Source organism: Sulfurimonas sp. NWX367 (assembly GCF_039667065.1).
Taxonomy (GTDB): domain Bacteria; phylum Campylobacterota; class Campylobacteria; order Campylobacterales; family Sulfurimonadaceae; genus Sulfurimonas; species Sulfurimonas hydrogeniphila.
The window spans coordinates 104,332-130,304 of record NZ_JALCZM010000001.1 but is presented as its reverse complement, the minus strand read 5'-3'; the positions used below and the strand labels follow the sequence as shown (position 1 = coordinate 130,304).

21 protein-coding genes are annotated in these 25,973 nt (G+C 38.3%); 11 read left to right on the top strand and 10 right to left on the bottom strand.

The features are described 5' to 3' along the window. Positions 1 to 123: 123 nt before the first annotated feature. The 10 genes from MNY28_RS00615 to MNY28_RS00570 all read left to right on the top strand — a co-directional run bounded on the left by MNY28_RS00615 (position 124) and on the right by MNY28_RS00570 (position 13,680). On the top strand, positions 124 to 993 hold the full coding sequence (locus MNY28_RS00615; protein WP_346388577.1) for an ABC transporter substrate-binding protein: 870 nt from the start codon (positions 124 to 126) through the stop codon (positions 991 to 993). After that, on the top strand, positions 915 to 2,981 hold the full coding sequence (locus MNY28_RS00610; RefSeq protein WP_346388576.1) for an EAL domain-containing protein: 2,067 nt from the start codon (positions 915 to 917) through the stop codon (positions 2,979 to 2,981). The genes MNY28_RS00615 and MNY28_RS00610 overlap by 79 nt, the downstream gene beginning before the upstream one ends. A 28-nt stretch (positions 2,982 to 3,009) precedes the next feature. After that, a complete protein-coding gene (locus MNY28_RS00605; RefSeq protein ID WP_346388575.1) occupies positions 3,010 to 4,071 on the top strand; it encodes a quinone-dependent dihydroorotate dehydrogenase in 1,062 nt (353 codons plus the stop codon). A 38-nt stretch (positions 4,072 to 4,109) separates the two neighbouring features. Then, positions 4,110 to 5,360, top strand: coding sequence for a pitrilysin family protein (locus tag MNY28_RS00600; protein WP_346388574.1), 1,251 nt, complete (start codon positions 4,110 to 4,112; stop codon positions 5,358 to 5,360). A gap of 123 nt (positions 5,361 to 5,483) precedes the next feature. Next, positions 5,484 to 6,233 (top strand): outer membrane lipoprotein-sorting protein, encoded by a 750-nt coding sequence (locus MNY28_RS00595; protein ID WP_151900664.1) that lies wholly within the window; start codon positions 5,484 to 5,486, stop codon positions 6,231 to 6,233. Positions 6,234 to 6,235: 2 nt separating this feature from the next. Next, positions 6,236 to 7,900, top strand: coding sequence for a hypothetical protein (locus MNY28_RS00590; RefSeq protein ID WP_346388573.1), 1,665 nt, complete (start codon positions 6,236 to 6,238; stop codon positions 7,898 to 7,900). Between the two features lie 13 nt (positions 7,901 to 7,913). Continuing rightward, complete coding sequence (locus tag MNY28_RS00585; RefSeq protein ID WP_346388572.1) at positions 7,914 to 10,220, top strand: MMPL family transporter; 2,307 nt, start codon at positions 7,914 to 7,916, stop codon at positions 10,218 to 10,220. A gap of 1 nt (position 10,221) precedes the next feature. Next, a complete protein-coding gene (locus MNY28_RS00580) occupies positions 10,222 to 11,970 on the top strand; it encodes a GNAT family N-acyltransferase (RefSeq protein ID WP_151900667.1) in 1,749 nt (582 codons plus the stop codon). Between the two features lie 45 nt (positions 11,971 to 12,015). Next, entirely contained in the window at positions 12,016 to 12,909 is an 894-nt protein-coding gene (gene dapA / locus MNY28_RS00575; RefSeq protein WP_346388571.1) for a 4-hydroxy-tetrahydrodipicolinate synthase, read from the top strand. Between the two features lie 3 nt (positions 12,910 to 12,912). Next, on the top strand, positions 12,913 to 13,680 hold the full coding sequence (locus MNY28_RS00570) for an enoyl-ACP reductase (protein ID WP_151900669.1): 768 nt from the start codon (positions 12,913 to 12,915) through the stop codon (positions 13,678 to 13,680). Positions 13,681 to 13,949: 269 nt separating this feature from the next. On the opposite strand, the gene serA is transcribed toward MNY28_RS00570, so the two are convergent. From serA to pheS, 7 genes are read right to left on the bottom strand one after another with little or no spacing between them, the layout of a single operon-like run. Beyond that, entirely contained in the window at positions 13,950 to 15,536 is a 1,587-nt protein-coding gene (gene serA, locus MNY28_RS00565; protein ID WP_346388570.1) for a phosphoglycerate dehydrogenase, read from the bottom strand. After that, on the bottom strand, positions 15,537 to 16,016 hold the full coding sequence (locus tag MNY28_RS00560) for a hypothetical protein (protein ID WP_346388569.1): 480 nt from the start codon (positions 16,014 to 16,016) through the stop codon (positions 15,537 to 15,539). It lies immediately after the preceding gene. Between the two features lie 14 nt (positions 16,017 to 16,030). Beyond that, on the bottom strand, positions 16,031 to 17,689 hold the full coding sequence (locus MNY28_RS00555) for a 30S ribosomal protein S1 (protein ID WP_151900672.1): 1,659 nt from the start codon (positions 17,687 to 17,689) through the stop codon (positions 16,031 to 16,033). 50 nt (positions 17,690 to 17,739) lie between these two features. Continuing rightward, positions 17,740 to 18,570 (bottom strand): 4-hydroxy-3-methylbut-2-enyl diphosphate reductase, encoded by an 831-nt coding sequence (locus MNY28_RS00550; protein WP_346388568.1) that lies wholly within the window; start codon positions 18,568 to 18,570, stop codon positions 17,740 to 17,742. Continuing rightward, complete coding sequence (gene aroA, locus MNY28_RS00545) at positions 18,567 to 19,850, bottom strand: 3-phosphoshikimate 1-carboxyvinyltransferase (RefSeq protein WP_346388567.1); 1,284 nt, start codon at positions 19,848 to 19,850, stop codon at positions 18,567 to 18,569. Before aroA ends, MNY28_RS00550 begins: the two co-directional genes overlap by 4 nt. Next, positions 19,847 to 22,183, bottom strand: coding sequence for a phenylalanine--tRNA ligase subunit beta (gene pheT / locus MNY28_RS00540; protein ID WP_346388566.1), 2,337 nt, complete (start codon positions 22,181 to 22,183; stop codon positions 19,847 to 19,849). Before pheT ends, aroA begins: the two co-directional genes overlap by 4 nt. After that, positions 22,180 to 23,172, bottom strand: a complete 993-nt coding sequence (gene pheS, locus MNY28_RS00535) for a phenylalanine--tRNA ligase subunit alpha (protein ID WP_151900676.1) — start codon at positions 23,170 to 23,172, stop codon at positions 22,180 to 22,182. Before pheS ends, pheT begins: the two co-directional genes overlap by 4 nt. Positions 23,173 to 23,272: 100 nt before the next feature. Here pheS and MNY28_RS00530 point away from each other — a divergent pair, with 100 nt between their 5' ends. After that, a complete protein-coding gene (locus MNY28_RS00530) occupies positions 23,273 to 23,629 on the top strand; it encodes a histidine triad nucleotide-binding protein (RefSeq protein WP_151900677.1) in 357 nt (118 codons plus the stop codon). A 13-nt stretch (positions 23,630 to 23,642) separates the two neighbouring features. Here the strand turns inward: MNY28_RS00530 and MNY28_RS00525 are convergent, their stop codons facing one another. From MNY28_RS00525 to MNY28_RS00515, 3 genes are all read right to left on the bottom strand, one after another. Continuing rightward, entirely contained in the window at positions 23,643 to 24,107 is a 465-nt protein-coding gene (locus MNY28_RS00525) for an OsmC family protein (RefSeq protein WP_151900678.1), read from the bottom strand. 3 nt (positions 24,108 to 24,110) lie between these two features. Beyond that, complete coding sequence (gene argH, locus MNY28_RS00520) at positions 24,111 to 25,493, bottom strand: argininosuccinate lyase (protein WP_151900679.1); 1,383 nt, start codon at positions 25,491 to 25,493, stop codon at positions 24,111 to 24,113. A 113-nt stretch (positions 25,494 to 25,606) separates the two neighbouring features. Beyond that, positions 25,607 to 25,942, bottom strand: coding sequence for a cytochrome C (locus MNY28_RS00515; protein WP_346388565.1), 336 nt, complete (start codon positions 25,940 to 25,942; stop codon positions 25,607 to 25,609). Positions 25,943 to 25,973: the final 31 nt, after the last annotated feature.

The window sequence follows — 25,973 nt, the reverse complement described above, 5'->3', positions numbered from 1 at the left end:
GAACTTTTTATTATTCTAACACGACTTCAGTAACAAAAAAATTAAGTACAATCAAAGGTCAAAGAGATTAAAATGTTCACTAATAAAAGTTATAATGTGTTAATATTAAATACTGGAGATATTTTGACAAAATCGCTGCTTATACTCTTACTGCTTCTTTTGAGTGCCTGCTCTTCAAAACCACAAAAGCAGATTGTCATCTCTACAAATCAATGGATAGGCTATGCACCTTTGTTTTATGCCTATGAAACAGGAAAACTTGATTCTTTAAATATAAAAATAGTTACCAGTGTCTCTCTTGCAGAAGCAGCCGATTTGTACAGTATCGGCAAGGCAGATATGGTGACCACAACACAGCATGAATACAATATTTTAAAACAAACCACCCATGATATCAAAGCGGTTATTTTGATAGACCGCTCAAACGGCGGCGATATGATTTTGTCAAACAGAACACTTGAGGCACTCAAAAAAAGTACAAAAATAGATGCCTATCTTGAAGTTGATTCCATCAATCAGGAAATTTTACTTGATTTTCTCAAAAAAAATGCCATCAGTAAAGAGAAGATAAACTTTATAAACAAAGATCAGCGGCAAATCCAGGATGTGGAAAATGACCCCCAAAAAGCCATACTCATTGCCACCTACACGCCTTATGAGATTGCTTTGAAAAAAAAGAATTTCAAAGAGGTTGCCTCAACAAAAGATATTAACAGTATTATTGTCATAGATGCACTGTGTGCAAGAGATACTCTTATCAAAAATGACAAGCAGAGGCTTATACAACTCAAAAAAGTGATAGACAAAGCTATAACAGCCATAGAAACAAATCCAAAAGCATCCTATAAAGTTATTTCCAAATACTTTTCACATGTAAGCTATAAAGAGTATCGTCACTCTCTGAGTCTTATCAAATGGATAAACAAGCCCTCACAGGAGCTTTTGGAATATATACAACAGTATGGATACAAAAAGGACGATATCATTTTATGAACTCCATTTCCATAAAGAGTTTTATCCTGTCGATTATATTTGTTGCGTTTGCACTCGAAGGGTATATTTTTTATAATTTTTTTGAAAATTCAAAAGAGACGATAAGCAAACTGCTTCAGACAAGCATACAGACCGATGTGTTAAATCTCAAGCACTTTATGGAAAAAAATTTAAAACAAAAAGACATCAACTTTATTGCCTCCCATATTGACAATATTATTATCATTAATCCCACTGTCAAAGATATACATATTCTTGACAGCAACAAAAATATTATTTACCATGCAAATATCAGATATGAAGATTACAATCACTCAACACAAAAGTGTCTCCCTATTTCCAAAATTACAAATACGAATATTTTCACACAACAGTGTTACTCTTTTTCCATTAAAACTTTTCATGGACTCCAGGCAAAATATTATTATGCAAATGTATATATTGATGAAGCCTATACGCATGGACTCATTGCACAACAGATAAGAAAAATTCTTGTCGCCTTTCTTGTAAGCGCTTTTGTCTTTATACTGTTTTTATGGGTATTGTCAAAAATCTACATCATCACACCTCTTGAGAAACTGCGACAGTATGCCTACTACAGTCGAAATCCTCCAAAAAACTTTTTTGTCAAAGAGATTGAGAGTATCCGCTACTCCCTCAATATGACATTCAAAAGGCTGCAGCAGGAACAGGAAGAACTCTATAATTTGTCGACAAAAGACCCTTTAAGCGGTCTGTATAACAGGCTGAGTCTTATAGAAAAAATCAATTGGCTGATTGCAAAAAACAAAAGAGACAAAAAAGAGTTTGCCATTATATTTTTGGATCTGGATAATTTTAAAAATATAAATGATTCAAAAGGGCATGCCTTTGGTGATAAAATTCTTTTGCACATTGCTCAGGTTCTTTTAAAAACAACCCGGGAAAATGATATTGTCGCACGTCTGGGAGGCGATGAGTTTGTAGTAATTCTGCCTGATTTTTCAAATGAAAATACAATTATAGAGATTGCCCAAAGACTCAAAGAAAAACTCTCATTGCCTTTTAGGATTGAGGATGAGGAGTACCAGATCACTGCCAGCATGGGGATTGCCATCTATCCCAAAGACGGCAGGGATGTTCAGACACTGCTAAAAAATGCAGATATTGCAATGTACAAATCAAAAGAGCTCGGAAAAAACAATTTCCAGTTTTTTACAAATGCCATCAACAAGGCGGTTCAGGAAAAAATACATATGCAGCAAATCATAAAAGATGCTTTGCAACACAATCATTTCAAACTCTATTATCAGCCAAAAGTAGATATAAAAACCAAAAAAATAGTCGGATGCGAAGCACTTATCAGACTTATAGACCCTGTAGAGGGAATCATTCCTCCTTACAGGTTCATCGGTATTGCTGAAGAAAACAGAACGATTATTCCTCTTGGAGAATGGATTATTCAAGAAGCTGTTGCTCAAATAAAAAAATGGGAACAGACTCCTTTAAAAAATATAAAAATCTCTGTCAATCTGTCTGCTGTGCAATTCCAAGACCCAAAACTCTTGCAAAAGATACAAAAATATACACAGGACATAGACAGAAGCAAATTTGACATAGAATTGACAGAATCTGTCCTTATACAACATTTCAAAGAACGGTTAAATATTATCAAAAATATTAAAAAACTGGGAATCACTCTCTCTTTGGATGATTTTGGCACCGGCTACTCTTCTTTGTCTTATCTCAAAGATATTCCTTTTGATACCCTTAAAATAGACAAATCATTTATAGACAATATTTACACAAAAGATGATTTGACTTTTATCAATATGATAGTGGGTATTGCCGATGACCTGCATCTCAATGTCGTCGCCGAGGGTGTCGAGACAAAAGAACAGCTCAAACTTTTAGAAGAAATCAACTGTAAAGAGTACCAGGGATATTTGTGTTCCAAACCGGTACCACCAAAAGAGTTTGAGAAGTTATTTAGCTTAGATTGTGTATAATAATCCAATTTTATACAAGTGGACAGTTATGTTAAGTTATGAATCTATAAAACCTTATCTTTTTAAATTCCAGCCGGAAACTGCACATCATATTGCCGAATGCGTTTTACGCCTGCCAAATATTTGTCAGATTCCCTTTAACTTCTTTTTGGAATCTCATTTCATCAATGATGCAAGTCTGAAGCAGGAAATTTTCGGACGTACCTTTTACAACCCGGTAGGACTTGGCGCCGGCTTTGACAAAAATGCAACAATGATACGCGGTATGCAGATTTTGGGATTTGGTTTTACCGAGATCGGTACAGTCACCCCAAAACCCCAGGCCGGAAATCCGAAGCCAAGAATGTTCCGCCATGTGGAGGAACAAAGCATTCAAAATGCCATGGGTTTTAACAATGACGGTGCCTATAAAGTCATAAAGAGACTCAAACAACGCACTCCGTTTACTACACCCATTGGTATCAATATCGGAAAAAACAAAACAACACCTGAAAAAGAGGCTCTTAATGACTATACGCATCTTATCAAAGCTTTTGACGGGTTGGGCGACTATTTTGTAATTAATATCTCCTCACCAAATACACCCGGATTACGGGATCTGCAAAATGAAGCATTTATTACAAACCTTTTTACACAGGCAAAAAAACTCACACAAATGCCGATTCTGCTAAAAATTGCACCGGACATGGAAATAGAAGATGCCGTAAATTTAACAAAAATGGCAGTTCAAGCCGGAGCTGACGGTATCATAGCGACCAATACAACTATAGACTACTCACTTGTCAAACATCCAAAAAGTATAGGCGGGCTCAGCGGTGCCGTCCTTAAAGAAAAAAGCTTTAAAATCTTTGACGCTATTGCAAATGAACTCTATGGAAAGACAGTACTGATTTCCGTCGGCGGTATTGATTCTGCGGAAGAAGCATACAAACGCATACGGGCAGGCGCATCACTGGTACAGATTTTAAGCGGATTGATTTTTCACGGTCCCGATATGATTATGAATATAAACAAAGAACTCATACAACTGCTCAAAGCAGACGGTTTTGACAACATCACACAGGCCGTCGGAGCTGACAGAAAACAATGAAAATACTACTTACACTACTCTTAACACTAGGAACACTTATGGCGACATCACTCCCAAAATATGAAACAAAAATACTCAAAAACGGACTGCAGATTGTAGTCATCCCTTTGAAGAACCATTCAAATGTCATCAGTACGGACATTTTTTACAAAGTCGGCAGTCGAAATGAGGTCATGGGCAAAACAGGCATAGCCCATATGCTTGAGCATATGAACTTTAAATCCAGCAAAAATCTCAAAGCCGGTGAATTTGACAAAGAGGTCAAAAGCATCGGAGGGGTGAACAATGCTTCAACAAGCTTTGACTATACGCACTACTATATCAAATCAAGCACAGACAATTTAAACAAATCCATAGAACTCTATGCCGAACTTATGCAAAATCTCAATCTCAAAGATGACGAGTTTCAACCCGAGCGTGATGTTGTTACAGAGGAGAGACGCTGGAGAACCGACAACAATCCTTTGGGATATCTCTATTTCAGACTTTTTAACAATGCCTACATTTACCACCCGTACCACTGGACACCTATCGGGTTTATGAATGACATCAGAACATGGACCATCAAGGACATAAGAGATTTTCATGCGACCTACTATCAGCCGCAAAATGCCATTTTAATGGTAACAGGGGATGTCGATCCAAAAGAGGTCTTTAAAAGTGCAAAAGCCGCTTTTGGCAAAATAAAAAATCATGGGAAAATCCCAAAAGTAAAATTTGTAGAACCGGAACAGGACGGAGCAAAAAGAGTGATCGTCCACAAAGAGAGTGAAGTGGAAATGCTCGCTATTACTTTTCATATTCCTGATTTTAAAGACCCTGACCAGGTCACACTCAGCGTTATTTCCGAAATTCTCTACTCGGGGAAAAGTTCACGGCTCTATAAAGAACTTGTAGACAAAAAACGTCTTGTCAACTCTGTCTATGCATACAATATGGAAAACACAGACCCGGGACTTTTTATATTTATGGCTACATGCAACCCCGGTGTCAAGGCAGAGACGGTAGAAAAAGAGCTTATCAGACAGATAAACCTGATGAAAGAGACAAAGGTGACAAAAGCGGAGCTTGAAAAAGTCAAAATCAACACAAAATCAGATTTTATCTATTCGCTTGAGAGTTCAACCTCTGTGGCTAATCTTTTTGGCAGCTACCTTGTACGGGGAGACATTGAACCCCTTTTACATTATGAAGAAGAGGTCAATAAAGTCACAGCAAAGAAGGTCCAACAAGTTGCTCAAAAGTATTTTAATTTTGACAAATCGACAACCCTTATTTTAAAGAAATAATAAATACTTATAACATAAAGTTACATAAAAGTAATTCTTTTGTAACTTTATCAAAAAAATATCACAAAAAATAAGTTTCTGTGCTACCATTAGTAAAAATAATACTATGCAAGGTTCTTATTCGTGTCAAAAACTCTCTTCTTTCTCCTTATTTCATCCGCTCTTTTTGCCATTTCAAACCAGGAAGTTGCCAACAAATGTGAAGCTGTTATGAACGGTTTCAAAGACTCCTCCTCAACTATGAAAATGACGCTCATTAATGCCAACAATCAAAAACGTGAACGTCATATGAAAATGATCATTCTTGAAAAAGCATCCGGAAACAAATCACTGATGACCTTTCTTTCGCCTGCGGATGTAAAAGGAACAAAGTTTCTCAATTATGAGCATATCAACAAAGATGATGACCAGTGGCTCTATCTGCCGGCATTAAAACGTGTAAAACGGATTGCTTCAAAAAACAAATCGGGCTCTTTTATGGGTTCGGAATTCTCTTATGAGGATCTCAGCTCTTTTAGTGCGAAAAAATACACTTTTACAGGTGAAGCCAAAGAAGAAATGCTCAACGGCAAAAAATATTATGTCGGCAAAAGAGTGCCTGTCAGTAAAAACTCAGGCTATACAAAACAGATCTCATGGGTGAATGCAAAAACATTTTTGATAAAAAAAGTGGACTATTACGACAGAAAACATGAACTGCTTAAAACAGCTTTTTTTGATGACTACAAAAAGATAAAAGGCGTATGGCGCGTAGGCATGATGAGAATAAAAAACCATCAAAACGGCAAGAAGACCATTTTAGTCTGGGAAGACGAAAAAATAAAAACCGGGCTCAAAGAGAGAAATTTTCATAAACGCGTCTTGAAAAAATAATTATGAAACTGCTTTTTTTACTGCTTTTTTGCATAAGTATCCTTTATGCAAAATCTGATGATACCTGCTACTCCGTACAACTGATAAGTTTTAAATTCAAAAAGAATTCGACCTATGATTTTGCAGCACACAATTACCCAAAAACATGCAGACTTATCTCTTTTAGCAATATCAACAGTGTACGCTGCGGGTGTTATGAGAAATACCGTGATGCCAGAGCAGCACTCAAAAAACTCTCAAAAAAATACCCAAAGCCTATTATTGTAAATACATATAAATACAGATTTCAAAAAAAAGTTGAAAAAGTTGAAAAAGTTGAAAAATTACAAAAAAATTACAAAAAAATTACAAAAAAGCCGCAAAAGAAAAATATTCCAAAAATAAGTCCAGTGTTGCATGAGCCTTTGCATGTAAGCGAAGAAGTAATACAAAAAGAAACAGCAAGTTTCCTTGATGACATCAGCTATCAGGGCAATATCAACCTGACACTGCAGTCCTATATGAAAGCTCCTGCAGGCAAAGAGAAACAAAATGCACTGCTGTCTGCCAATTTTGAAGCAAAATACATCAAAGAAAACTTTACAGGGTTTGCAAAAGCCAGAGTACAACAGGATTATTATGATTTGCAAAAAACAGCGAAACATACCAACAGAAGTTTTATCCGTTTGGATGAACTTTACGGCAGTTATGATTTTGAAAATGATTCCATCCTTCTTGGAAAAAATATTTTGTTCTGGGGTGCACTTGAAGTACGCAATATTGTCAATGTTTTTAATCCTGACGAACTGCGGTCTGACCCTTTTTACACAGACAAACTCGGTGTCATCAATGCCGCTTATACGCATTACACAGAAAGCGGAGAGTTTTCTGCCATTATAAAACTGTATGAACAAAACAGGAAAATGCCTGCCTATCCTTATGTCTATTACTATTTTCCCGCTACACTCAATGTAGCGCCAAATGTTACTCTGCCTTTGGTATATAAAGAAAAACTCAGAACAAAAGCCAGCCCCTACCGACCAAGTATTTACCTGAAATATTCAGACAGCACAGACACCCAATATGCACTTGATTATGCTTTTGTCTTTGAAAACGGGTACGACTCCCAACGCTACTATACACAAACACTCCAGGCTGACAATACTGTTACAACAGAAGAAAATGCCTATTTGGTTAACAAGTTTATGACCTATGACACGCTTGTAATAGGCGCAACACTCTACAAGCTTGAAGCCACCTTTGCCGACATTCTTGATGATACACTTGTTTCTGATTATATACATGTAGGCATTGGTGCAGAACATACGCTCTCGCAGGTTTACAAAGAGGCTGATCTGGGATTGCTTGTGGAATACTACCGTTATATTACACTGCAAAGCGGAAAAAAAGATGATCTGGCACTGTTTGAACTTTTTCAAAATGACCTTTTTTTAGGGCTTCGTTACAGTTTCAACCAGGGCAACGATGCAAGTATCGTCGGCGGCGGCATATTTGACCTTGATTATAATGAACAGGTCTACTATATGGAGTATCAAACCCGTGTTATGGATACTTTCAAACTTAATTTTGACTACAGATACATATCTCCGTCAAAAAATTACAATACGGCTTTTAAACTGATGGGTGCGCATGAACGCATCAGTCTAAAACTCGGTTATTATTTTTAATATAGAGGAAAAAATGAAAAAATTTGTAGATTTCATCATCAGATTTCGCTGGTTTATTGTCACACTGATTCCGCTTATTACTGTTGTACTTGCCTATCAGCTCAAATATGCACAGTTTGACGGCTCCTACAGAATCTGGTTTGGCGAAGAGTCACAAACACTCAAACAGTATGATGCCTTTAAAAATACCTTTGGCAATGATGACTCCATCATCATAGTTTTTCGCGATGAAAACAGTATTTTTAACAAAAAAGCGTTACATGTAATAGATCGGCTCACCCAAAAACTCTGGCAGACAAAATACATAGCAAGAGTAGATTCGCTTACAAATTACCAATATGTCCATCAAAACCCGCAGGACGAAGATGACATTCTCATAGATAATTTTATAGAAGATATTGACGCTTTACATGTAAATGATTTACAGAAGAAAAAAGAAATTGCTTTGGATGAAGATTTAATTGTCAACCGTATCATATCAAAAGATGCCAAAACTACTATGATAGTCGGGCGTTTGACACCAAAAGCAGGCAACACCATTGGGGCTTCCAAACATATTATGCAGGATATAAACAGATATATCCAGGAGGAAAAAGAGAGCGGTTACAAATTTTATCTCGCAGGCGGACCTGTTGTCAATACAACATTCAGTTCCCTCGGTCAGTATGATGTCAAAACCTTCACTCCGCTTGTTCTTTTGATAGCTATGCTTCTGCTGTGGATTATTTTTCGTAAAATTTCCGGTGTTTTTCTGACAATAGCCGTCGTTGTTTTTACCTTTACTATAGTTCTGTCACTGCAAACAGTTTTTGGCTACAAACTCAACAACTTTACGGCAAATATGCCCGTATTTATCATTGCTATCGGCATTGCCGATGCAATGCACCTTTTTTGGATCTATCTGCTTGGCAGAAAAGCAGGACTTGACAATTATGCGGCAATTCATGATACTTTGGAGAAAAACCTTCTGCCTACTTTTTTAACCTCCATAACAACCGCTGTAGGTTTTGCTTCTTTGGGTATTTCAGATATTGTTCCCATCAAGACCTTAGGTCTGGCAACAGCAAATGCCGCCATATTGGCCTTTGTCATTACGATACTTTTTGTTCCCGCAGCCCTGGCAATTTTAAATATAAAGGTCAAAGTCACGCAAAAGACGGCTGTCCAAAACAGACTCGGTTCCTTTGCCAAAAAATATGCAAAATTCATCATAAAGCATGACAACAAAATTATCATTGCCACACTTTTGCTCTTTAGCTTTATAGCTTTTGGACTGACAAACCTCAAAGTGGATTCCAATGCGGTCAGATATTTCAGAGAGGATGTTCCCTTTCGTCAAACAGTCAATGTGATAGAAAAAAACCTTACCGGTCCGATGAGTTATGAAGTTGTCATAGATTCAAAAATCACAGACGGGATTAAAAATGCAAAATTCATGCAAACAGTTGACAGATTCTCACAGGCGCTCAAAGAAAAATTTCCTGATGCCAGACATACCTCTTCGCTTGTAGATGTGGTCAAAAAATTCAATGAGGTCATTGATGCAAACAAAAGCATACCAGACAACAACAATCTTATTGCCCAATATCTTCTGCTGTATTCACTCTCACTGCCGCAGGGTATGGAAATAAATGATAAAATGGATGTCAACGAACGGCTGCTCAGACTCACTGTATCTATGAATGTCGTTGATACCTCAAAAGATCTGCAGATGATAGAGTGGATTGAGAAGTGGTGGCAAAACACGCCTTATTCTGCACAGGTTAACGGTCAGACCCAAATGTTTGCACATATGCAGGCTGATGTAACAAAAACTCTTATTGAATCTATATTGCTTGCCATTACCGCTACTTCTCTGCTTATGTTTTTTATTTTTAAAAATATAAAAATGATACCGCTCTTTTTAATTCCCAATATCTTGCCTATTGTCTTGGTCATAGGTGTTATGGGCTGGCTCAACATTAACATAGATTTGGGTGTAGCCATCTCAGGTGCCATCATTCTCGGTATAGCCATAGATGACACGATTCACTTCTTAATCAAATACAAAGAAGCGAGAAAAAAAGGATTTGATTTTGAAAATGCCCTTGCCTATGTTATGCAGTATGCAGGTTTGGCAATGGTACTGACCACTGTCGTTTTAAGCAGTGCATTCATAGTCTTCCGTCTTTCACAGTTTATGCTCAATGCAAATTTCGGACTCATTACAGCCATTGCTTTACTCATTGCCCTGCTGGTAGATCTTCTTTTGTTGCCGGCACTTTTGAAAAAGATTGACGGCAAAACAAGAAGCATACTTATAGAAAAGGAGAAAATATAATATGTTAGACATAGAAAAAGCCTACAAAACAAATTTTAAAAAAGCCGTAAAATACCTGCCGGCATCTGTTAATAATTTTTTTATACAAAGACTCAAAAAAATATTTCATGAAGAAAAATATAATGAAATTCATGAAAAAAACCATTATCTGCATGGACTGGAGTTCGTAGACAGTATGCTTGAACTTTTGGATATAGACTATACCATCAAGCCAAAGGAGCTCAAAAACATTCCTTCAACGGGCAGAGTACTGGTTGTCGCAAATCATATCACAGGGGCCTCGGATGCCTTTGCTTTGGTACAACTCATAGCGAGTGTAAGAGAAAACAAGAAAGTAAGATTGATGGTAAACGGTATGCTCATGGGTGTGACACAGGCAAGTGACATCATCATTCCCGTTGACAACATTACAGGAGCCATTACAAAAACAAGTATCAAAGCCATTAATGAAGCTCTAAAAAATGAAGAAGCGGTAATCATTTTTCCCGCAGGCATTGTCAACAGATTTTCACTCAAAGGGATTAAAGACACCCCGTGGAAAGCAAGTTTTTTAAAAATTGCCAAAAGAAACAAAACACCGATCCTGCCGGTAAGAATCGAGGGTCGCAACAGCTTTTTATTTTATTTTGTCTCGCTGATACTTCCCAAAAAGCTCAGCGGTCTGTTAATGCTCCCGCATGAATTTGTCACAGCAGGAGATAAAAAACCGCTAGTATTTAACATAGGCAGAGTTATTCCTCTCAGCTCTTTTTCTGATGAAAATATCAGCATTGCCGAGTATCTCAAACTTTTCTACCGGCATCTTTATACCCTTGGAACAAAAAAAGAATGTGTATTGCAAACTGAGACTACCATTACGGCGGCGCATAATAAGATGCTTTTGCGTGCAGAGGTAAACAATGCCGAAGTTTTGGGACATACACTTGACGGCAAAAAAATCATTCTCGCCCAGGCAGACGAAGCACCGTTTTTAATGCAGGAACTCGGACGCGTGAGAGAAATTTCTTTTCGTGCAATCGGCGGCGGGACAGGCACAGCAAAAGACAATGACCTGTATGACAACTACTACAAACATCTTATCCTTTGGGATGAAGAAGATCTTGAAATTGTCGGAGCCTACCGCATAGGAGAAGTCGCACAAATCATAAAAAACCGTGGTATGGAAGGACTGTATACCTACAACCTGTGTGATTTCAGTAAACATTTTCAAGACTACTGCAACAACTCCGTAGAACTCGGACGCAGTTTTGTGCAGCCAAAATACTGGGGCTCACGGGCACTCGACAATCTGTGGCAGGGCGTGGGTGCCTATTTGGCAAAAAATCCGCATATCATTTATACCTATGGCACAGTTACCATTAATGCAGACACACCAAAACAGGCCGTTGCGGCACTCGTTTACTTCTACTCTCTGCATTTTTCCTGCAATACCGATATGATGAGTGCAAAAACACCCTATTTTATGAGCTATGAACAAAAACAGGAGTTTGACATGCTTTTTAAATACAGATCCTACAAAGAGGGGTTTGTTGTTTTAAAAAAATATCTCAAAGAGTTGGGAACGGCTGTGCCGACTTTGTTTAAACAGTATGCAGAACTGTATGATGAGGGGGCTGTCCGCTTTTTCGATTTTAGTGTCAATGAAGGACTCCATGGTGTGGTCGAAGGATTTATCATTGCAGACAATTCAAAAATGAAAGAGGCGAAAAGAAAACGCTACATTAAAAACTTCGAATCTGAAAAAATTTAATACTTTTTAGCTATAATTAGCCATTATTTTTAAAGGCTACTTAGAATGAATTTAGTAACAGGTTCTTCAACCGCACTGATAACTCCGTTTAAAAACGGGAAACTTGATGAACAGACCTATGCTGCGTTAATACAACGCCAAATAAACAACGGTATGAATGCAGTATGCCCTGTCGGAACAACAGGCGAAAGCGCCACACTGACACATGATGAACACAAACGCTGTATAGAAATTGCCGTAGAAGTCTGTAAAGGCACGCAGACAAAAGTTTTGGCAGGAGCAGGCAGCAATGCAACACATGAAGCGATAGAAATTGCAAAACATGCGCAAAGCTGTGGTGTTGATGCTATCTTTTCTGTTTCGCCTTACTACAACAAGCCTTCGCAAGAGGGTCTGTACCAGCACTATAAAGCTATAGCAGAAGCTGTCAGCGAACTGCCGTTTATGCTTTATAATGTTCCCGGACGTACAGGTGTGGACATTTCTGCAGACACGACTATCAGACTTTTTGATGATGTCAAAAATATTTACGGAGTCAAAGAAGCGACAGGCAGCCTGGAGCGTACTGTAGAACTGCTTTCGCGCAGACCCGAATTAAAAGTATTTTCAGGGGATGATGCGATTGACTATCCTATTTTGGCAAACGGCGGAGCAGGAATCACTTCAGTTACATCCAATCTTATGCCTGACCTGAAATCAGAACTCGTCAACAAAGCGCTCAGCGGTGATTTTATAGGGGCAAAAGCCATCAATGACAAACTCTACCCTTTGAACAAAGTGATGTTTTGTGAGTCAAATCCTATTCCGATAAAAGCGGCAATGTATATAGCAGGACTTACAGAGACACTCGAGTACAGACTGCCTCTTGTTGCTCCAAGCAAAGAAAACATGAAAAAGATTGAAGAAGTAATGAAAAATTACGATATTAAAGGACTCTAAAGTATGAAAAACAAAACTCTCTTTGTAAGCGGCGGAACTCGCGGAATCGGCAAGGCAATTGTGTATGCTTTTGCAAAAGAAGGCTGTAATGTTGCCTTTACCTATGCTTCAAGCGCTGATACCGCAAATGAAATTATTAAAGATATCGAGACAAATTACGGAGTAAAATGCCGTGCCTACAAACTCGATATATTAGAGCCAAACACATATAAAGATGTTTATAAAGAGTTTGACGAAGATTTTGACAGACTGGATTATTTTATATCCAATGCAATCATCTCAGGGCGTGCCGTTGTCGGTGGATTTGGACCGTTTATGCGCCTCAAGCCAAAAGGTCTCAACAATATCTATACGGCAACGGTAGATGCTTTTGTCGTCGGTGCACAGGAAGCTGCCAAAAGAATGGAAAAAACAGGAGGCGGCAGCATTATTTCCATGAGTTCTACAGGAAACCTTGTTTATACGCCGAATTATGCAGGTCACGGAACAAACAAAGCTGCTGTTGAGGCTATGGTACGTTATGCCGCAGCTGAACTCGGTGAGAAAAATATTCGTGTCAATGCCGTAAGCGGCGGACCGATTGATACCGACGCACTCAAGGCATTTCCAAACTACGAAGAGGTAAAAGCTGAAGTTGTCAGACGCTCTCCGCTTTCTCGTATGGGTGTTCCTGAGGATTTAACAGGTGCATGCAAATTTTTGTGTTCTGATGAGGCATCCTGGCTGACAGGACAGACAATAGTCATTGACGGCGGAACTACTTTTCAGTAAACACTTACGGCTTATGAAACTCTAAAGAGATCAAGCCCGTACTTTAGCATTAAGAGTACAGGTTCAGAAGAACATATCGGAATCGGTACTTCAGTGCCGACTGTTAAAACATTCCTGCCACTCTCTGCCCACCCTGAAGGATGGGTTCCAAAAAGCCATACATTCCTTGGAATCGGTACTTCAGTGCCGACTGTTATTACTTACTTTTACGCCACTTTCAGCCCGCACTAAAGTACGGGTTCCAAAAATTTGTAAAAGAGAAGAAAATTTTACAAACGAGCGTAGTTAACACTTATGCAGGCATCTAAAGATGCCAATTCATTCAAGGTAGTATCATTTACCGCATTGTCTACCAAAATCACAGCAAGCGCTTCTGACTGCTCGTTTCTTGCCAATGAAAAATCTGAAATATTTACATTATTGTCTGCAAGTATAGTTCCTACACTGCCAATGACACCGGGAACATCAGAGTTTTTAAACAGAACCATATCACCCTTGAGAGGGAATTCAATGTCAAAACCGTCTATTGCAACAATACGCTGTACTCCGTCTTCAAAAATTGTAGCCGAAATTGATGTTGTCCCCTCATTTGTTGTGATTTTCACAGTGATAAGGTTCTTGTAAACTTTTGAGTCTCCCAAATTAACCGCTTCAACTTCAATAGCTTTTTCTTTGGCAACAAAGTCTGCATTTACATAATTTATAGTCTCTGAACTGTGGCTCAATGCCCCAACCGTCACAAAAGTTGCAAGAGAATCAACATAGTTTGCTATTTCTCCCTGCCCTTTTACTTTTATAGAGATGATTTTAGACTTATTAATCTGAGACTCCAGAAAACCGATTTTTTGTCCCATTTCCAAGAATGGCTTTACAAAAGGAGGTATTTTACTCTCATCTATCGGCAAATTCATCGCATTAGGATAGGCTATTCCTTTCGCCGCGGCAATTGCATTTTGTGCCGCCTGTGTTCCGATATTGTACTGAGACTCATAAGTATTTGCTCCCAAGTGAGGAGAAACGACAATATTGTCCAAATCAAGCAGTTTATTGTTAATTGCAGGCTCTTTAACAAACACATCGATGCCGGCAAAACGAATTTTACCGGATTTCAGTCCGTCATACAAAGCATCTTCGTTATAGAGTCCGCCACGTGCACAGTTGACAAGCACAACGCCGTCTTTCATTTTTGCAATTTCTTCTTTATCGATAATATTAATTGTCTCTTGGTTTTTCGGTGTATGTATCGTGATAACATCACATGCCAAAATATCATCAAAGTTCTTGGTGTAGGTCATGTCCAAATCAGTTACCTTTGAAGGGTCGATATACGGATCATAGGCAACTATATCCATCTCAAATGCTTTTGCGCGTTTCGCAACACGGGAACCTATATTTCCAAAACCGATAATACCAAGTTTTTTACCTTTAAGTTCATATCCGTACCACTTTTCACGCTTCCAGATTCGCTGGTTTTTCAAATGGTCATGAGAATACGGAAACATTCTCATACATGAAAGCATATGTGTCATAGTAAGTTCTACCGCAGCAATTGTATTGGCAGTCGGTACATTCATTACAATGATTCCTTTTTTGGAGCACTCGGGAATGTTGACATTGTCAACACCGACACCAGCACGAACAATAGCTTTCATATTTGTTGCATGTTCTATAAAAAATTCATCAACGTCCGTTGAACTTCTTGTGATGGCAACATCTGCTTTTGGAATAATTGTTTCAACAAGCTCTTTTTTATCCACATCCGCTGCCATGATGAAGTTGATATTTTCATCTTCTTGAAGCATTTTCAAGCCGGCTTCATGGATATGGTCACACACAACTACTGTATATTTCTGCATTTAATCTTCCTTTTTATAAGGCGTAACAGTGGCCTTAATTTTATAATTTTTTAGCACTTTTACCAATTTGTTTAATTTATCTACATTTTGTGAATAAATAAGTAAATCTATACCTTTAGTATCTTTTTTTAAAAAATACTTTAATTTATGTCTTTTCAACTCTTCTTTGAGACAAAAAAGCTGATAGGGATCTAAAAGTTTTGCTGACAGTTTATAGGTAATAGTTTTAGTTATTTTTTCATTCAAATCAAGTGTAATATACACTTCATTCACAGGATAAAAATAACCGAGCCTCTCAGATTTTGAAAAATGATTCAGCCACAGTTTTTCCGGTTTTTTAAAAACAGTTTCATTTTTTAAAACCAGAGGTTGCGTATCTATCACTTCATCCTGTGAGTTTATAGATACTAGAAAAAAGACAATAAACACGGCTACCCCTAATGCTAAAAGCGGGGCAAACCATTTAATTATCTTTTGCATTTAAAAGCTTGAGCTTATTTAAATTTATCTTTTATCAAGTCACCGAGAGAGTGTGATTCTGTATCATTAATCTCTTCAAGCATTGCCTGATTTTTGATATAATCCAATTTTTTAACAGATAAACGGATACGGTCACGACGGGTATCAATGTTTGCAATTGCAGCTTCTATTTCCTGACCCGGCTCTAACTCTTCTTTTACCAGTGGCGCCAAATCTTCATCACGAATAAGTGCATCAACACCGTCTTCGAGAGAAACAAATACACCAAAGTCTTTAATGTCGCGAATAGTCCCTTTGACTACAGAGTTTACTTTGTGTGTTGTGGCAAACTTGTCTATAGGTGACTCCAAAAGTGTTTTACGGTTTAAAGATATTTTTTGGTCTTCTTTGTTGATTTTGGCAATTTTTACTTCAACTTCTTCACCGGATTTCAAAACATCTTTTGCTTTTGTATTTTTGTCCCATGAAATGTCCTGATTGTGTAAAAGGCCTTCAACACCGTCTATACGGACAAATGCACCAAAATCAGTTAAAGATGTAACTGTACCGGTCACCACATCACCTTCATGATATTTTTTAACAAATTCATCAAATGGTTTTGGTAATAGTCTTTTTAATGAAACACGAAGTTTATGTGTTTTAGAATTGATTTCTATTACTTCAACATCGATTTCCTGTCCAACTTCCAGATAATCATTTGGATTTTTTACATTTTTGTTCCATGTGATTTCTGAAATATGCAAGAAACCTTCTATATCATTTCCAAGATCAACAAAAACACCGTATGCTTCAATATTTGAAACAGTAACAGTAATTGTGTCGCCCTCATCCAGTTCACTTTCAACTTCTGCCCAAGGGTCAGGCTGAACAGCTTTGATAGATAAAGAAAGATGACGCTTGTCTTTGTCATAAGAGATTGCTTTGACAGTTACAACATCACCCTCTTTATAAAGTTTTGACGGATTTACCGGACCTTTATAAGAGATTTCATTGTAGTGTACCAAACCGTCAACACCGCCGACATCTACAAACATACCGTAACTGGTGATTTTTTTGATAGTCCCTTCAACAATAACATCTTCAGCCATGAGCTGGTCAATGATTTCTTTTTTCTTTTTGCGCTCTTCATTGAAAAGTTTACGACGTGAAAGAATAATCGAATTTTCAGCCGGATCAATTTTCACAACCTGTGCTTTGATTTTACGCCCTACAACATCGTCAGTCTCTTTGAATGCTGCTAAAGAACGCGGCATAAAGAATGAAACTGCATCAGCCTCAACAACATATCCGCCACGATTTTTCTTCGTAATGACACCTTCAACAACCAGGTCTTCAAAATCCTCTTTGTGTGCATCAATAAACTCTATAGTTTTTTCCTGCTCTAAAACTTTCTTGTATGATATTTTGGGACGCTCATTGTAGTACCCCATTTGCATAACTTTAATTTTATCACCGGTATTAAACTTCAACTCACCGTTTTCATCACGGATTTCGTCAAGGCTTAATATACCTTCGAGTTTATCACCTACACTTACTAATGCTCTGTTCTCATCAGCCTGTATCTCTACTATTTCACCTTCTACGATGCGACTTGTTTCTTGCTTTTTTTCGCTTGCTGCGAACATCTCTGCAAAATTTTCTTCTTCTTCAAATGATTCGTTATCGAACGCCATTGCCTATCCTCTGTTACATAAAAATTGTCGTGATTATAACAAAGTTATGATTAATTTATACTTTTTTCAATCGAATTGATAACATTTTGTATAATCCAGTCCGGAGTGGAGGCACCTGCAGTAACACCACAATGTTTTTTATCCAAAAACCACTCGCTCTCTAATTCGTTTTCATCTTCAATATGATGACTGTTTGGACAGTTTTCATAAGATATATTAAAAAGCTGCTTGGTATTTGATGAATTTTTTCCACCGATGATTATCATGACATCTGCTTTTTTAGAAAGTTTTCTCACAGCTTCCTGATTTTCAAATGTTGCATTGCATATCGTGTTAAAAACACGTACCTCTTTGTGGCGGGGAATCAGATAATTTGCAATCTCCATATAGTCTTCGACTTTTCTTGTTGTCTGGGCAATCAGTGCTATACGTTCATGAAACTTCAGATTCTGTAACTCTTGAACGCTTGTAACAACCGTTGCACCGTGTGTTGCATAAGACTTTACTCCTTTTATCTCAGGGTGTGACTCATCCCCGAAAATGACAACATCATACCCCTTTTCACTCATCTCCTGAGCTATCTCCTGTGGCTTTGTCACAAACGGACAGGTGGCATCCACCACTTCAATGCCATTTTCTTTGAGTTGCGCAAGTTCATCTTTGACTATACCGTGTGTCCGAACGATTGCTTTATCTCCCGGCTTGAATGTTTGAAAATCTTCAACGAGGCCTACTTTAAAATCTTTATCCAGTCTTGCTATCTCTTTAGAGTTGTGAATCAACGGACCATAGGTTGCTGCATTTGTATTTTCTTCTGCAATTTTAATCGCCCGTTTCACACCAAAACAAAAACCGTAGTTTTCTGCAAGCTCTATTTTCATTCTGTAAACTCCGTTTCAGTTATTTTGCTTAAAAGTTCAAAAAAGTTTGGAAAAGAGGTGTTTATACACTCCAAATCACTCACTTCCATCCCGCATTTCACTCCTGCAATAATAAAACTCATAGCAATCCTGTGGTCTCCGTCACTCTCAACCTTGGCTTTTTTCAATGCTCCGCCAGTAATTTTGTACCCGTCTTCATATTCGTCAACTTCAATACCGCAGGCTCTCAGACCTTCAACAACCGTAGAAATTCTGTCAGACTCTTTGACCCGCAACTCTTTGGCATTTTTGACAATACTCTCGCCATTTGCAGATGCCATAGCTATGGAGAGTGCCGGCAGTTCATCAATCAACCATGAGATATTTTCCTCAATGACAATTGAGTGCAAAGGCGCATACTTTACATGTATATTGCCAACAGGCTCATACCTGTCATCTGTTAATTCGTAAGAGATATCCGCTCCCATACGTTCTAATGCCTTAAAAGCTTCTATTCTTGTAGGGTTTAGTGTAACACCTTCAAGTATTACCTGAGAACCCGGAACAATCGCAGCCGCAACTGCAAAGAAAAAAGCAGAGGAAGGATCAGCAGGAACTCGAATTTTTAAAGGTTCAAGAAGTTTTTTTAACGGCGTAACAGTCGTTGTCAAACCATCTACTTTGATATCTGCCCCCATACCTTTGAGCATTCGTTCTGTATGGTCACGTGAAAGTTCCGGCTCGCGATACCTGCACACCCCGTCTGCCCGCAGTGCTGCCAGAATCATTGCACTTTTCACCTGTGCTGAGGCAATTTTACTCTCATAATCAAAAGCTTTCAAAGAGGCGCCGCGAATTGAGAGCGGCGCTAAATCTCCGTTTTTTCTGCCGTCAAGTTTTGCACCGATGCTCATCAACGGTTCCGTAACACGTTTCATCGGGCGGCGACGAAGATATTTGTCTCCCGTAAGAACAAAATGTCCGTTTGCAGAACTTAACAGTCCGCAAAAAAGGCGCATACCTGTTCCCGAATTACCGCAGTCAAGTATTTCAAACGGTTCCTGTATGCCGTTTGAGGATATTTTAATGATTTTTCCGTCATCTTCGACATTTGCACCAAGATTTTTTACAATTTCCAAAGAGTTCATCGTATCTTCGGCCCGTAAAAAATTTTCTATCTCACTGACACCTTTGCTTAGCATTGCAAACATAACACTTCGGTGTGAAATAGACTTGTCCGGGGCAATTTCTGAAATTTTCAGAGAAAAAGACTCAGCAGGAGAAACAACTACCGTACTCATCGCAGACCAATTCCAAGTTTCTTGTTTAATGCATCGAGGATAGAATCCATTGCCGCTGTGATATCTTCTTCTTCCAAAGTTTTTTCATCAGACTGCAGTACAAAGCGCAGAGAAAGGCTGATGTTGTCACCCAGTGATTCATCACTGTATTTGTCAACAGGATAAAAGCGCACAACTTCTTTGCGCGCATGTGTATGAATCACATCTTTGACTCTCTCATAACTCATATCTTTTGGCATTATGATGCTCAAATCTCTAAAAGAGGCCTGATATTTTGATCTCTGCTGTGCGGTTTTCAATGCATAAGGAATTTTTTGCAAATCAAGTTCACACATATATGTTCTATGCAGATCATAGGCTTTTTCAACTTCAGGATGCACTCTGAAAAGTTCTCCGATCACTGCATTGTTCAACAAAACCTCTGCTGACTGATAGGTATGGGAAAGGGCATGTTTTGTCGTATACTCACGCAACTCTATATCACCAACTACATCCGCTATCTTCTGCACAAAAAAGGCAAAATCGACCTTTTCAGGCTTACCGCTGTTGGCAAGATTTTCATTCTCTTTGTCCCCGCTGAAAACAAATGACATTTTGTAAGACTCTTCCCTGGTCGGTGTAAAAACAGAACCTATTTCAAAGAGCCTGACAGAAGCGTAGCCATTTTTAATATTTGAAGATGCTGCTTTGAGCAGACCTGTTAAAAGTGTAGGACGCAGAGTGTCTAAAGTCTGTACAATCGGGTTTAAAAGTTCAAGGTCTTTTTTTGTTGTTTCAAATCCGTAAGACTCTAAAATCTTTTTCTCATCAAAAACAAAATGAACAGATTCAAAAAATCCGCTCTGTGCACACCTGTGTCTAAAGACAGAACGCTTTTTGTATTCAAAATAGTTGTCTTCAAGTCTGTTTGCTTCTTTGAGAAGAAAGGGCTTGGAAGGGATATTGTCTATCCCGACCATCCGTACAATTTCTTCTACAATATCCTGCTTGTTTGTAATATCGTGACGAAACTGCGGTATGGAAATTACAAACTTGTCAACTGATGACTTGGAAACATCAAAACCTAAATTTTTCAAAATCTTTGTAATAACGATTTTGTCAATATTTGCACCAATTATCTCATCAATTTCCTGCTTTGTGACAATCACATTCTTTTCTCTGAATGACGTAGACAACTCTATACTGCCGCTGAATGTTGATGAAACAGAGTTTGATTCTATCAGGTCAATACAGTATGAAAGTCCGCCATTCAACTCTGGTTCACTGCCCCGTGATGTTTTGTAAAACATTGGACCTGATTCAATTTTTTTCTCGGCCATTTTTTTAGAAATAATATCAGGCGGAATATAACTGGCTTCCAAAAGAACAATTCCCTCGTTTTTTGTCACTTTGGATTCATCTTTTTGAATAATACCGACTATGGAAGCAATTTGCCCCTCCTGTGTTTTGATACAGGCATATCCGTTTTCATCTTCGCCAAGAATAATCTTCGCCATCACTTCATCATCTTTTGTAAAGAACTCATGTCTGTAGGCTCTCAAAATCACACCTGTAGCATGCGTCACATAGAGTGTCATTGCTTCAACATCACATTTTCGGGACTCTTCTATCTGCCCAAGACGGAGTTTGACAACAAAAGGCAGAACCAGTTCTTTTAAATCTATGGCTTTGTAGCGCAAATTTACATCCAAATCTTTTTCATGCGTTAAAGAGAGAATACGTCCTATTCCTCTTTTTTCATCATTGTCAGTTTGTTCGTACTCTTTTACAGGTCTGTCAAACGCAGCGCTCAAGTCTCTTGCAACACCACGAATACTTAAACAGTCTCCACGGTTTGCTGTCAATTCTATTTCAATCAAATCATCATTGAAAAGAGGATTTTCATTGACTTCCTGTCCAAGCGAAAAGGTTCCTACACTTGCATCAAGTTCAATAATACCTTTGCCCAAATCAGGCAGACCGATTTCTGACGCCGAGCATATCATCCCCTCTGAATCTACTCCGCGAAGTTTGACAGGTTTTATCACAAGTCCTGACGGCATTACAGCCCCAATAGTTGCCACGACTACATGTAACCCTGCTCTTACATTTGAAGCACCGCATACAATTTGACGGATACACGACCCTATATCAACCTGGCAGATATTGAGTTTGTCTGCATCGGGATGTTTTTCACACTCTAATACTTTTCCAAAAACTATTTTTGCAGGTACACGATATTCGTGAATCCTGTCAACCTCCAGACCGATAGCGTTAAAAGTATCAGCGAGTTCCTTTGTCGAAATTCCTTCCAGGTCAATCCATTCGTTTAACCAACTCTTCGTAACTATCATTGAAACTGCTCCAGTAACTTAATATCTCCCTCAAAAAGTGAGCGAAGGTCACCTATGTGATGAATCAGCATTGCAAAACGCTCTACTCCCAAACCAAAAGCATACCCGCTGACATTTTTGTAATTGACCGCTTCAAATACATTTTCATCTACAATACCACAGCCAAGTACTTCCAGCCATCCCGTATGAGAGCAGACACGGCAGCCTTCTCCCTGACAAAACACACAGGAGATATCCACTTCCGCAGAAGGTTCCGTAAAAGGGAAAAACGAAGGGCGAAAACGAACCTTCACATCACCAAACATATACTTTAAAAAATCTTCCAGAATGAACTTTAAATTGGCAAAAGAGACTTTTCCCTCTTCATCAACAAGCAATCCCTCAACCTGATGAAACATCGGGGTATGTGTCAAATCATAATCGCGGCGAAAAACCGCACCCGGTGCGATCATACGAATCGGCGGTTTTGACTCCAGCATTGTTCTGATTTGTACAGGTGAAGTATGTGTGCGTAAAAGCATTTCGTCTTTAAAATAAAATGTGTCTTGCATATCTCGTGCCGGATGGTATTTTGGAAGGTTGAGTGCTTCAAAATTATGAAAATCATCTTCAACAATCTGCCCTGTTTTTACAGAAAAATTCATACATGAAAAATATTCTACAATTCTGTCCATTGTTTCCATCACAGGATGCAGTGCCCCTGCTGAAGATTTTGTGCCAAACATTGACACATCTATGGCCTCTTCTTTCATAGCACGTTGCAACTCTTGCGTTTGCAAGGCAATTTTTTTTGCAGTAAACTCATTCATCAATGCACTCTTGTGCTTGTTTAAATCTTTTGCGATTTGAGATTTTTGCTCATTGGGAGCATCTTTCATTTTAGCAAATTCGGCAGCTAATATGCCTTTTTTTCCAAAGACAGCAATTCGAATCTCTTCTAAAGCTTCTACACTTGGTGCTTCTTTTATTTTATCATACCACTCTTTCAATAGAGTCTCCGTAGTTATTTAATTTTGTAGTGATTATACTGAAAAATTTGTTATAAATAGCTTTTATGTGCTACAATAATAAGAAATGAAGGAAAGAATTATGTGTCTTTTTTGTAAAATCGTAAATAAAGAAATACCCGCAAATATTGTTTTGGAGAATGAAAATTTTTTAGCTTTTCATGACATCAATCCTAAAGCACCTGTGCATATTTTGGCAATACCAAAGTTGCATATAGACAGCTTTAACGAAGTTACCGGTGAGACTATGGCAAAGATGACAGAGTTTATTCAGGAAATTGTCAAAGAGGTCAAGATTGAGACCTCAGGATACAGAGTCATTACAAATGTAGGAGAGAACGGCGGACAGGAAGTCAAACATTTGCATTTTCATATTCTGGGTGGAGCAAAACTCAAATGGGGCCATTTCAGTGATGCCGATCCAAAAGATTTTTTATAGCTAGAGAAACTCTCTAGCTTGGGCAAGACTCGATTTCGCCCATATCTATTTTCGCTCCGCCGCCGCTGATCATTTTTTCATTTTCACGAATCAGCTTGCCGTTATGTGTGATGGAGTAGGAAATCTCTGTTGTATCTCGAATAGTGTTGATAGTAGAACAATACGTTTCAACCGAAGCCATTACCCATCTTGCCGCTGTTACATCATCTGCATCCGAATTAAAACTGTAGGTCAAATGCAATTTTACAAATTTACGAGGATGATCCTCCGCACGAACCACATCACCGTCTACCACTAAATCAGTGACTGTTTTTCCCTGATTTTTCGGTATCAGTATCAAGTCAGTTGCACTGCATGTAATGATACCTGCCAAGAAATACTCAACAGGTGAAATTACCGGACAGTCTATAATAAAACTGCTTTTCTCGGTTTTTGCCTCAAACTTCATTCCTTCTTTGTGTGATACGCTTACTTTCATTTTTTATTGCTCCTCCAAATATTTTTTAAAATAGTCCAGTTGTTCCTGTGTTCTTAGTGTTGCCGTACCGCCTTGGGATTTTCTGGCATTCATAGAATTTTCCAGCACAAGAAAATCAAGGACATCTTCAGAAATTCTCTCATCAATTTCCTGCAAATATTTTAATGCAATTTCACTTAAATCAATGCCAAGTTCTTCACTTTTGGCCACTGCTTTTCCTGTAATAAAATGGGCTTCACGAAACGGAATATTGCATTTTTCAACCAAATAGTCAGCCAGGTCTGTTGCCGAGAGATGCCCTACCTTACAGGCAGAATGCATATTTTGCGATTTTACCTGCATTGTTTTTATCGCTTCTTTTAAAATTTCCAAAGAGATTTCAGCCGTCTCTACTGCGTCAAATACACCCTCTTTGTCTTCTTGCGTGTCTTTGTTGTAGGCAAGAGGCAGACCTTTCATAACCGTCAAAAGTCCGACCAGTGCACCATAAACACGGCCTGTTTTTCCGCGAAGCAGTTCTGGAACATCCGGATTTTTCTTTTGCGGCATTATTGAACTTCCTGTGGAATATTCATCACTCAGTTCTATAAATCCAAATTCATAAGAGGACCAGAGAACCAACTCTTCACTCAAACGGGAAATATGCATCATCATCGTCGATATATTAAAAAGAATTTCAAGAGCAAAGTCTCTGTCACTCACGGTATCGAGACAATTGACACTCACACGTTCAAAACCCAAAAGTTCTGCGCTGTATTGTCTGTCAATATTATGCGGTGTTCCCGCAAGAGCGGCACATCCAAGCGGTGACACATTGTTTCGTTCATACGAACTTTCAAACCGCTCAATATCACGTTGAAACATTGCCAAATACGCTCCAAGATGAAACGCAAAGTTAATAGGCTGTGCATGCTGCAAATGTGTCATACCCGGTAAAAGCGTCTCTGTATGTTTTTCTGCGACACCCACAATCTCTTTCATTAAAAGTTTCACAAGTTTCGCAATTTCAAGATTTTTTCGCAGAACATAACGACGAAAATCAACAGCAACCTGGTCGTTTCTGCTTCTTGCTGTGTGCAACTTCTTCCCGGTATCTCCTATAATTTGCGTCAGGCGTTTTTCTATGCCCATATGCAAATCTTCGTCAGAAATATTCCACTCAAATTCGCCTGACTCAATCTCTTTTTTTACCTGAGCCAAACCTTCTTGAATCTGCCTTAGTTCATCTTGCGTTAATATACCCTGTTTTGCAAGCATCTGGGCATGTGCAAGGGAGCCCTCTATATCTTCACGGTATAACTTCCGATCATACATTATCGAGGCATTAAATTGATCTAAAAGATTTGAAGCAGATGCCGAAAAACGGCCTGACCACATTTTTTCCATAGTTTTTCCTTCGTTTGTTTCATAAATAATATTAAAAAGTTTGCTATTTTATCTAAAAAGAAGAGTTTTACAAAGAGAGAAAAATAAAATGAAGCGATTATGCTTCATTTTATTTAGTTACAGGCAGGAACATTCCCGCTGTCTTTGGCATATTCAACTAAAAACTGTTTCAAATGTTTTGATTTTCTGGCATATTTTTTACTCTTAAAATATTTCCATGATTTTTTGGCTTTTTCACTTTTCAGGTGGATTTCTGCCAAAGCTTTGCCTTTCTTTCGCATAAGCTTTTTCCATTTTTTCATTTTATACTTTGCAACAAAATTCTGTCCGGAGTCATGACACTTTAAACATTTTTTAATAAAAACACGCTGCCCTTTGTAAATAGCAGCATTTGACGAAGAAAGCGTCAAAAAAGCCAAAGAAAGTGCAATTAATAAAATTTTTTTCATATACTTTTCCTGAAGTGAAATATCTTTCATT